Genomic DNA, 8,191 nt, shown 5'->3' with positions numbered 1-8,191 from the left:
CCCTGGAAGTTTTGGAGAGATAATTATCTTTTAAAAGGAAAAAAAGTACCTGTATTCTATTCAAAAGACAAGCAAAATGTTTTACAGCATTTTGGCTTAGCATATATGTACAAACTACCTTTTAATAATAGTATACATGGTATGTACCCAATAGCAGATTACCAAAATTCTAAATTAGATTTAGCAACTTGTATGTTCGGTTATACTGAAAGAAATGAAGGACTTAAAGGGCGTTTAATGTTTGGACATGCTAAAGCCAAAGAAGTCTTTGAGTGTGAAAACGAAGTTCAGGAAATTTTAGGCGGCCCGAAAGCGTCCTATTATCCGTTTTATTTAAACCAATTTAAAGATAATAGAGCAGAAAAATATTACACCTATCAAGATAAAGCCTCATTAAAAGGTTTTAAGCGTTATCCCGTACATAGTAGTGGTGTTAAAAAAACTTTGAATAATAGTGGGTTATCAATTTCGAATAAGGTATATTCTTCATTCAAACCTTTAAAAGAAGGAACTACTTTTATAGAGAAAATACGCTTTCATAATCTCAAACCTTTAGAAATTGGAGGTTTACTTTCTGCTATAACATTTCATGGCAATCAAGATAAATGTTGCCATTCTTTAGGTGCTGCAAAACCTTATGGTTATGGTAAAGTGCAAGTAGAAATTGTTGATTTTAACTTAGAAAAGTCTATAGATGAATATATGATGCTATTTGAAGAAGCTTTGGAAGATAAAATTCCAAACTGGTGGCAAAGTCCGGCGATTAAAGAACTTTTAGCTATGGCATCCAATTCTGTAGATATAAATTTAGAATATCCTTCTATAAAAGACTTTGTAGATTATAAACAAACAGGGAATAAATGGAATAAAAAACCAATAGATGCATTAGATTATTATTCAACTATATTGGATGATAAATTTAGCCTTAAGGGTTTTAAATCTGTTAAGCAATTAAATAAACCACAGCCTCAGTTAGAATTAAATTTCACCAGATATCAAGACCTTTCTTCTGAATTAAATAGAGTTTTAAAGGAAGAATTTTTAGAGTTTTCAGAGGAAAACAAAATATTAATAGCAGATGCTATCACTAATGTTTATCATAGTCATAAAGCATCTCAAAAAAAACTTAACAAAGCTTATGATTGGGAGAATAACATAAATAATTGGTTAGGAAAGGAATTAACTGAACAGTTAAAGGAATCATTAAACCTTCCAATTAATGTCTAAATCCATCCTAATTTCCTTAATAGGCAAAGAAACCATCCACAATTACAGAGCTTATAAAGAGTTTGCCCCAGATGTATTGGTCCATGTGTATTCCGAAGAATCCAAAACTTCCGAAGCTATCTTGGCCAATCTGGTGCAGCCCTATACCCAGCTCATACCTGTTAAGGTAGATGCCAATAATTTTTATGGCATTTTAGAGACACTCGAAGCCAAAGTTACCATAGCCCCCTCAGATTATGTAACCATAAACCTTACCGGGGGCACAAAAATGATGGCCCTCGCCTCCTATGCCTTTGCCAATGCCCTTAAAGTAAACCATAGCGTTAGAAAATGTTATATAGATCTCGACCAAAACATTCGTTGGTTTGAAGAAGAAAATCAGTTCGACACTTTTACAGAACAGCTCACGCTCGACGAGTTAATTGCTTTAAGTGGACAAAAGTTATACAAAAACCAACAGTACGATAGTATTTATCCCCTTTGTGGTCAAGCTCTTTCAGAAATAGAACCACTTATATATTCCAAAAATTGGAAAAAGTTCCTGGAAAACGTAGTTACGCCTTGTGTTAAGGAATATGACAAACGCAAAGGAAAAGAGCCTATTCTTAAAATAGCACAAAGGTTGCAAAGCAATGGCGCTTTTAACTTTTTTGATGTGTTTTGGGAGGACAGTACCTTTAAAGTGCTTAAAGACGGTACTCCATTTTTAGCCTTAGACTTAAGTGTGGGAAATGTAAGCTGGCTCATATTCTTCGGAGGCTATTTCGAACTTATGGTAGCCAAGGCTTATGCGCAGCACTACCCTTCCAAAGACATCTATTTAAGTGTTATTTTCCCTGCGCTTTCTAATCAAAAACAGGAGAAAAATGAGGTAGATGTTTTAATCAACGATGGCGGCAAACTTCTTTTTATTGAATGTAAATCGGGCCGAGTGTCTTCTGCCAATATAAACACCATTAAAGTACGCAAAGAAACCTATGGCGGCCTTATAGGGCAATCGGTGTTGGTCACTAGATTCCCTTTAAATAAAAACGTTACCCACGACCAATTTATCATTGAAAAATGCAAAGAGTTGGATGTGTCCTACACCACCTTAGAAAAAATAAAAAATGAAAACAGTTTTAGTTAGTTTAATAAGCAATCAAACCATTCCCAACCTTCAGTTTATAAAAGAAAAAAAAGCCGATGGCTACCTGTTCATTTCTACCTACAAAATGGAAAAAGAAGGAATAACCAATTGGCTATTGGAAAGTTCCCATTTAACCAAAGAACAATACCAGATCATTACCGTAGATGCCATGTCCTACGATGCCATTTCAGAAGCCCTTGAACAGGTCACAAATGATAATGAACACTATATAGTGAACCTCACCGGAGGAACCAAGATAATGTCTTTGGCAGTGAACGATTTCTTTAAAAATCTAAGTTCCGAAATGTACTACCTAACAGGAAGTAATAAATACATTAAAATATTTCCTGGGCGTTCCAAACCGATATTGGATCTCATGTCAACAATAACTTTGGAAGAATATTTAACGGCCTATGGTTTTAAGGTAGGTAGAAAAAGTACACCGGTAAAATCATTACAGGAAACCAAACGTCTATTGGCATATTATCTAAACGATATCGTAGAGCAGGATTATGATGTTTTAAACCATATCAGGACTAAATATAGAAGCAAGAAGAAAGGTATCAAAGACTTGTCAACGGAACCAGAATTGATAATGCTTTTGGACAGGTTAAGTTTCAATTCTTTTAAGGATAATACTTTGAGCCGGGACGAAGTTGAATATTTAACAGGAGAATGGTTGGAAGAATATGTGTATTTAACACTTAAGGAACAGGAACAAATACAGGACCATTTTATAGGCATGGGCTGGATCATAGATAAAGAATCGGAAGAAAGACTGCCTTCCAATGAATTTGATATCATGTTTATTAAAAACAATAGCCTACATATTTTGGAATGTAAGACCTCTATTTTTACAGATCTTAGCCAAAAAAGAAATATTATATCCCAAACCATTTATAAATCCGATTCCTTGAGAAATGGGTTTGGTCTGTTTGCCAACACCGCTATTCTAACCCTCTCAGATTTGAATAATCCCAAATTGGAAGATCCTTTAAAAAGAGCCAAAGCCAGTAAAGTGGCCGTAGCCGGTAGGGATAAATTTATTAACGAAACTAAAATTCTAGATGTTTTTAAACCTCACTAATCACCCCAGTTCACAGTGGGAACAGGCCCAATTGCAGGCCGCCAAAAAATATGGGGTGATCGTAGATTTTAGGTTCCCTGAAATAGATCCAAAAGCCAGCTCCCAAGAGCTCGAGCAGTTGGCCGATGCTCTTGCACTGCAAATAGAGCAATTAAACCCAAAAGCAGTACATCTTATGGGCGAACTGACTTTTACCTTTATGCTAGTTAACAAACTACACTCTAAAAAAATACCTTGTCTTGCAAGTACTACCAAAAGACTCACCACAGAAAGTTCAGGGGTAAAAACCTCGGTGTTCAAGTTTGTGCAGTTCAGGCCTTATCTTTAAAACTTTAAGTAATGGAGTCGGTACAGTTAAACATACAGCAGCAGCAAATTTTCGATAAAATTTTGGCGTTTTTAGAATCTGAAACCCATAACACCTTTATCCTTGGTGGGTATGCCGGTACCGGGAAAACCTTTCTAATGCAGCACCTGGCAAACAGGTTAAACCAAAACCAAAAAACCTTTCACCTATTGGCTTCAACCGGAAGGGCTGCCTCTGTGCTAAAGGGCAAAACCAATTTCGAAACCCAAACCGTACATAGTTTTATCTATCATTTCGATGAAATTACCGGCATAGATGAGGATCCTCAGGAAATGGACCAATATGGGCAGTTAACCCTTTCCTTTGGCTTAAAACAGAACAAAAGTCAGGGAAATGCGGTAATTATCATAGACGAAGCCTCTATGATTTCCAGTGAAAAACAAGACGAAACTTCCTTTGCCCAATTTGGCTCAGGGCATTTATTGGACGATCTTTTCCTATTCACAAAAACCGACAAGGTTATTTTTGTAGGCGATCCAGCCCAGTTGCCCCCTGTTAAACAGCACTTCTCTCCTGCTTTGGATGCTACATACCTCAACAGCATAGGCAGAAAAGTGCTGCAGGGTACCTTGATGAAAATAGAACGCACCCAACATGGTAACGATATCCTAAAAACAGCCCAACATATAAGAGAGCTGTTGGAAGCCTCCAATTTGCCCAAGTGGATTAAAATTCCCTGCAGGTTCAAAAAAAACATAACGGTTTTCCCTCAGGAAAACATACTTCTGGCAACCTATATTAGCCAATATAAACTATTGGGCCCACAACACACCATCCTTATTTGCAACTCCAATAATCTAGTGGCTCAATGCAATCAAAACGTTCGCAACGTTTTGTACGGCCAAAAGGCTAGCACGCTGCAAATAGGCGAAATACTTCTGGTAACCCAAAACAACTACCTAGTCCCCCTTACCAATGGCGATTTTGTTGAAGTAAAACAAATTGGCAATATTGTTTATAAGGCCAACCTAAAATTTATGAGTGTTAGGGTGGCCCCCTTGGGTTCCAAAAGGTGCTTTGAAATCTATTTGGCCATGGACATTTTAGATAGTTATGTCAACAATTTTACGGCAGAGCAGCACAAAAATTTAATGATAGATTTTGTGCAAAGAATGAAACAGAACAACGTGAAACCAAAATCGCCAGAATTTGTGGAAGCCCTACAAAAAGATGCCTATTTAAATTGCCTGAAGGCCACCTATGGCTATGCAGTCACCTGTCATAAATCACAGGGAGGCGAATGGGATTATGTGTATATATACGGTAAAAATGCCATGCTGCCCGTACCCAAACATGTTGATAAACTCCATTGGTGGTACACCGCCCTTACCCGGGCCAAGCAACAGGTGTTTACAAACAATGGGTATTGGATAAGCTAAAACATGAATCATATATTTTAGCTGCACCATATTGGGCAATCAAACCAATGTTTTTTGATATATTTGTTTTGGTCAGAAAACAATATCCACTACAACAAGGATTAAGACTGAATCACTCATGATGTTTGGATTTAGAGTGTTAATCACAGAGCAGCATCCACTACAACAAGGATTAAGACGCCATTGTTTTATTTTTATGTTAATGAAAATACGTCGATCACAGAGCATCATCCACCATAATAAGGATTAAGACCTTTTATGCGTTTTTTCAAACACATAGTTCAGCGTCTTATCACAGAGCAGCATCCACTACAACAAGGATTAAGACATTCATGAACATTGGGTATAGTTCATATTTTGGTTTGATCACAGAGTATCATCCACTACAACAAGGATTAAGACATTAAATCTTCTGTAGTAATAGTTTTCACTTCTGAAATCACAGAGTATCATCCACTACAACAAGGATTAAGACTGTAGTAAATGTTCTTGTTTGTGTAGATTTCTAAGTATCACAGAGTATCATCCACTACAACAAGGATTAAGACTTTCGTTCTAATCTGAGGGACTTTACCCACGAGATCACAGAGCATCATCCACTACAACAAGGATTAAGACCTTTTATGCGTTTTTTCAAACACATAGTTCAGCGTCTTATCACAGAGCAGCATCCACTACAACAAGGATTAAGACATAAATAAATTTACAGATCCTACAATCGCTTCTAATCACAGAGCATCATCCACTACAACAAGGATTAAGACGTTTTGATTGTTGCTGGCATGTAAATTACTTGCTCTTATCACAGAGCATCATCCATTAAAACAAGGATTAAGACTGTTTTGCTATTAACGTCATGCTATTAATAAATGTATCACAGAGCATCATCCACTACAACAAGGATTAAGACCGTTGTAATAAGTACTTACCTTTTTCATCTTTGAATAAGTCAAAGAATATCATCCATCAAAACAAGAATTAAGACAAGGTTTCTGCATTTTCTTCTTTAGCTTCTCGCCAAATCAAAGAGCATCATCCACAATAACAAGGATCAAGACCTTTATATCTAATTAAAAAAAAAGGAAAATTGAATGGTCAAAGAGCTTCTTCCACTACAACAAGGATTAAGACCTCAAAATGTCTAGCATCAACAATGCTATCAGAATCAGAGAACAGCATCCACCACAACAAGGATTAAGACACTTTGGTTTTCATTGTATTGTTAGGTTCTTCATTGATCACAGAGCATCATCCATTACAACAAAGATTAAGACGCAAACTCAGCCACTGCCCCATGTCTCACAATACCTCAGAGAGCATCCACCACCACAACAAGGATTAAGATCTATCTATTCTAGTCTCGATAAACTGGAAACCGTGACATCACAGAGCATCATTCACTATAACAAGGATTAAGACACTTTGTTTAGAGTTTCTTGGTGTGGTTCTTTCTCATCATCACAGAGCATCATCCACTACAACAAGGATTAAGACAACTCAAATTTGAATCTACCTGTTATACCTGAATTCAATCACAGAGTATCATCCACTACAACAAGGATTAAGACTCCGAATGTTTGGTTGTTTGTACTGATTTTGTCGTATCACAGAGTATCATCCACTACAACAAGGATTAAGACCTTGATTTGTTTCTTTAACTCGATTGCGTTGAATATCACAGAGTATCATCCACTACAACAAGGATTAAGACCGTAATAACCACAATCACTAAAAGTAATATTATGAAATCACAGAGTATCATCCACTACAACAAGGATTAAGACTCTCATGAATTTCTCCAGTAGTTTGGTTCATCATCGATCACAGAGCATCATCCACTACAACAAGGATTAAGACTTGGGTGGTAGTAGTACACGAACTCAGGCTTCACCATCACAGAGCATCATCCACTACATCAAGGATTAAGACAAGTTTATCGAATGATAATACGGTAACTTTAGATTTTATCACAGAGCAGCATCCACTACAACAAGGATTAAGACTCGGTTAGAATAACTACACGATCCCCTGGATTGTAATCACAGAGTATCATCCACTACAACAAGGATTAAGACAGAATTAGACTAGATAGTCCAGCCAATAATAAAGAATCACAGAGCAGCATCCACTACAACAAGGATTAAGACTGTATTAAATTTTATGTTAATGAAATTTGCTTGGATCACAGAGCGGCATCCACTACAACTAGGATTAAGACGCTTTTACTTGCTTCTGAACATCAGCTATACTGAGTATCACAGAGCATCATCCACTAAAACAAAGATTAAGACGCTGTAAAGCCAAACTTATCATCAGGTGTTACAAGGATCAGAGAGTACCATCCACTACAACAAGGATTAAGACATGTCAACCAGTTTGAATCCGTCAGGAATTTCAAAGATCACAGAGCATCATCCACTACAACAAGGATTAAGACCTAAAGGTAATACCACGTGAACCGCTTAATAACATATCATAGAGCAGCATCCACATAACAAGGATTAAGACTCATCCAAATTAACCTTTTCTAAATCCATATTAAATCAGGAATTAGCATCCACCACAACAAGGATTAAGACGCGCTTATATTAATGAAATAACCTTTTTCTTCTAAATCACAGAGCATCATCCACTACAACAAGGATTAAGACCACACGGTTGTTCATGATGAACTGAAAGAACTTGGATCACAGAGCATCATCCATGACAACAAGGATTAAGACACAGAAACTACTGTGTTTACTACGGAAACTGCTGTTATCACAGAGCAGCATCCACTACAACAAGGATTAAGACACAACTGTGAGCCCATAGTCTTGGTCTTACCTGCATCACAGAGCATCATCCACTACAACAAGGATTAAGACAAAGTCCTAGGAGATATACTCCCATTTATCTTTGTATCACAGAGCATCATCCACTACAACAAGGATTAAGACTAATGCAACAGTTTCAGCATCATCACCTTTGATAAATGATCACAGAGCATCATCCACTACAAC

At 36.9% G+C, this 8,191-nt stretch carries 5 protein-coding genes and 1 CRISPR repeat array; all 5 genes read left to right on the top strand.

Translation table 11 applies throughout. From position 1 onward, the window contains the following. Positions 1 to 1,227: TIGR03986 family CRISPR-associated RAMP protein (locus tag ZA05_RS08600; RefSeq protein ID WP_082333727.1), on the top strand; the 1,227-nt coding region annotated here is incomplete at its 5' end. Then, positions 1,220 to 2,356, top strand: coding sequence for a DUF1887 family protein (locus tag ZA05_RS08595; protein WP_053991293.1), 1,137 nt, complete (start codon positions 1,220 to 1,222; stop codon positions 2,354 to 2,356). The genes ZA05_RS08600 and ZA05_RS08595, both read left to right, overlap by 8 nt. Next, on the top strand, positions 2,337 to 3,443 hold the full coding sequence (locus ZA05_RS08590; RefSeq protein WP_053991292.1) for a Card1-like endonuclease domain-containing protein: 1,107 nt from the start codon (positions 2,337 to 2,339) through the stop codon (positions 3,441 to 3,443). The genes ZA05_RS08595 and ZA05_RS08590 overlap by 20 nt, the downstream gene beginning before the upstream one ends. After that, positions 3,424 to 3,771 carry a hypothetical protein gene (locus tag ZA05_RS08585; protein ID WP_053991291.1) on the top strand — a complete coding sequence of 116 codons (348 nt, stop codon included), beginning with the start codon at positions 3,424 to 3,426 and terminating at the stop codon, positions 3,769 to 3,771. The genes ZA05_RS08590 and ZA05_RS08585 overlap by 20 nt, the downstream gene beginning before the upstream one ends. Positions 3,772 to 3,782: 11 nt before the next feature. Next, positions 3,783 to 5,189, top strand: coding sequence for an ATP-dependent RecD-like DNA helicase (locus ZA05_RS08580; RefSeq protein WP_053991290.1), 1,407 nt, complete (start codon positions 3,783 to 3,785; stop codon positions 5,187 to 5,189). 81 nt (positions 5,190 to 5,270) lie between these two features. Beyond that, positions 5,271 to 8,191: direct repeats of the CRISPR family, unit length 25 nt; unit sequence CATCCACTACAACAAGGATTAAGAC.

The sequence above is a fragment of the Mangrovimonas sp. TPBH4 genome (assembly GCF_001280505.1).
In the GTDB taxonomy this organism is placed as follows: domain Bacteria; phylum Bacteroidota; class Bacteroidia; order Flavobacteriales; family Flavobacteriaceae; genus Mangrovimonas_A.
Note: the sequence above shows the minus strand (reverse complement) of the source record. Positions and strands in the feature narration are given on the sequence as shown.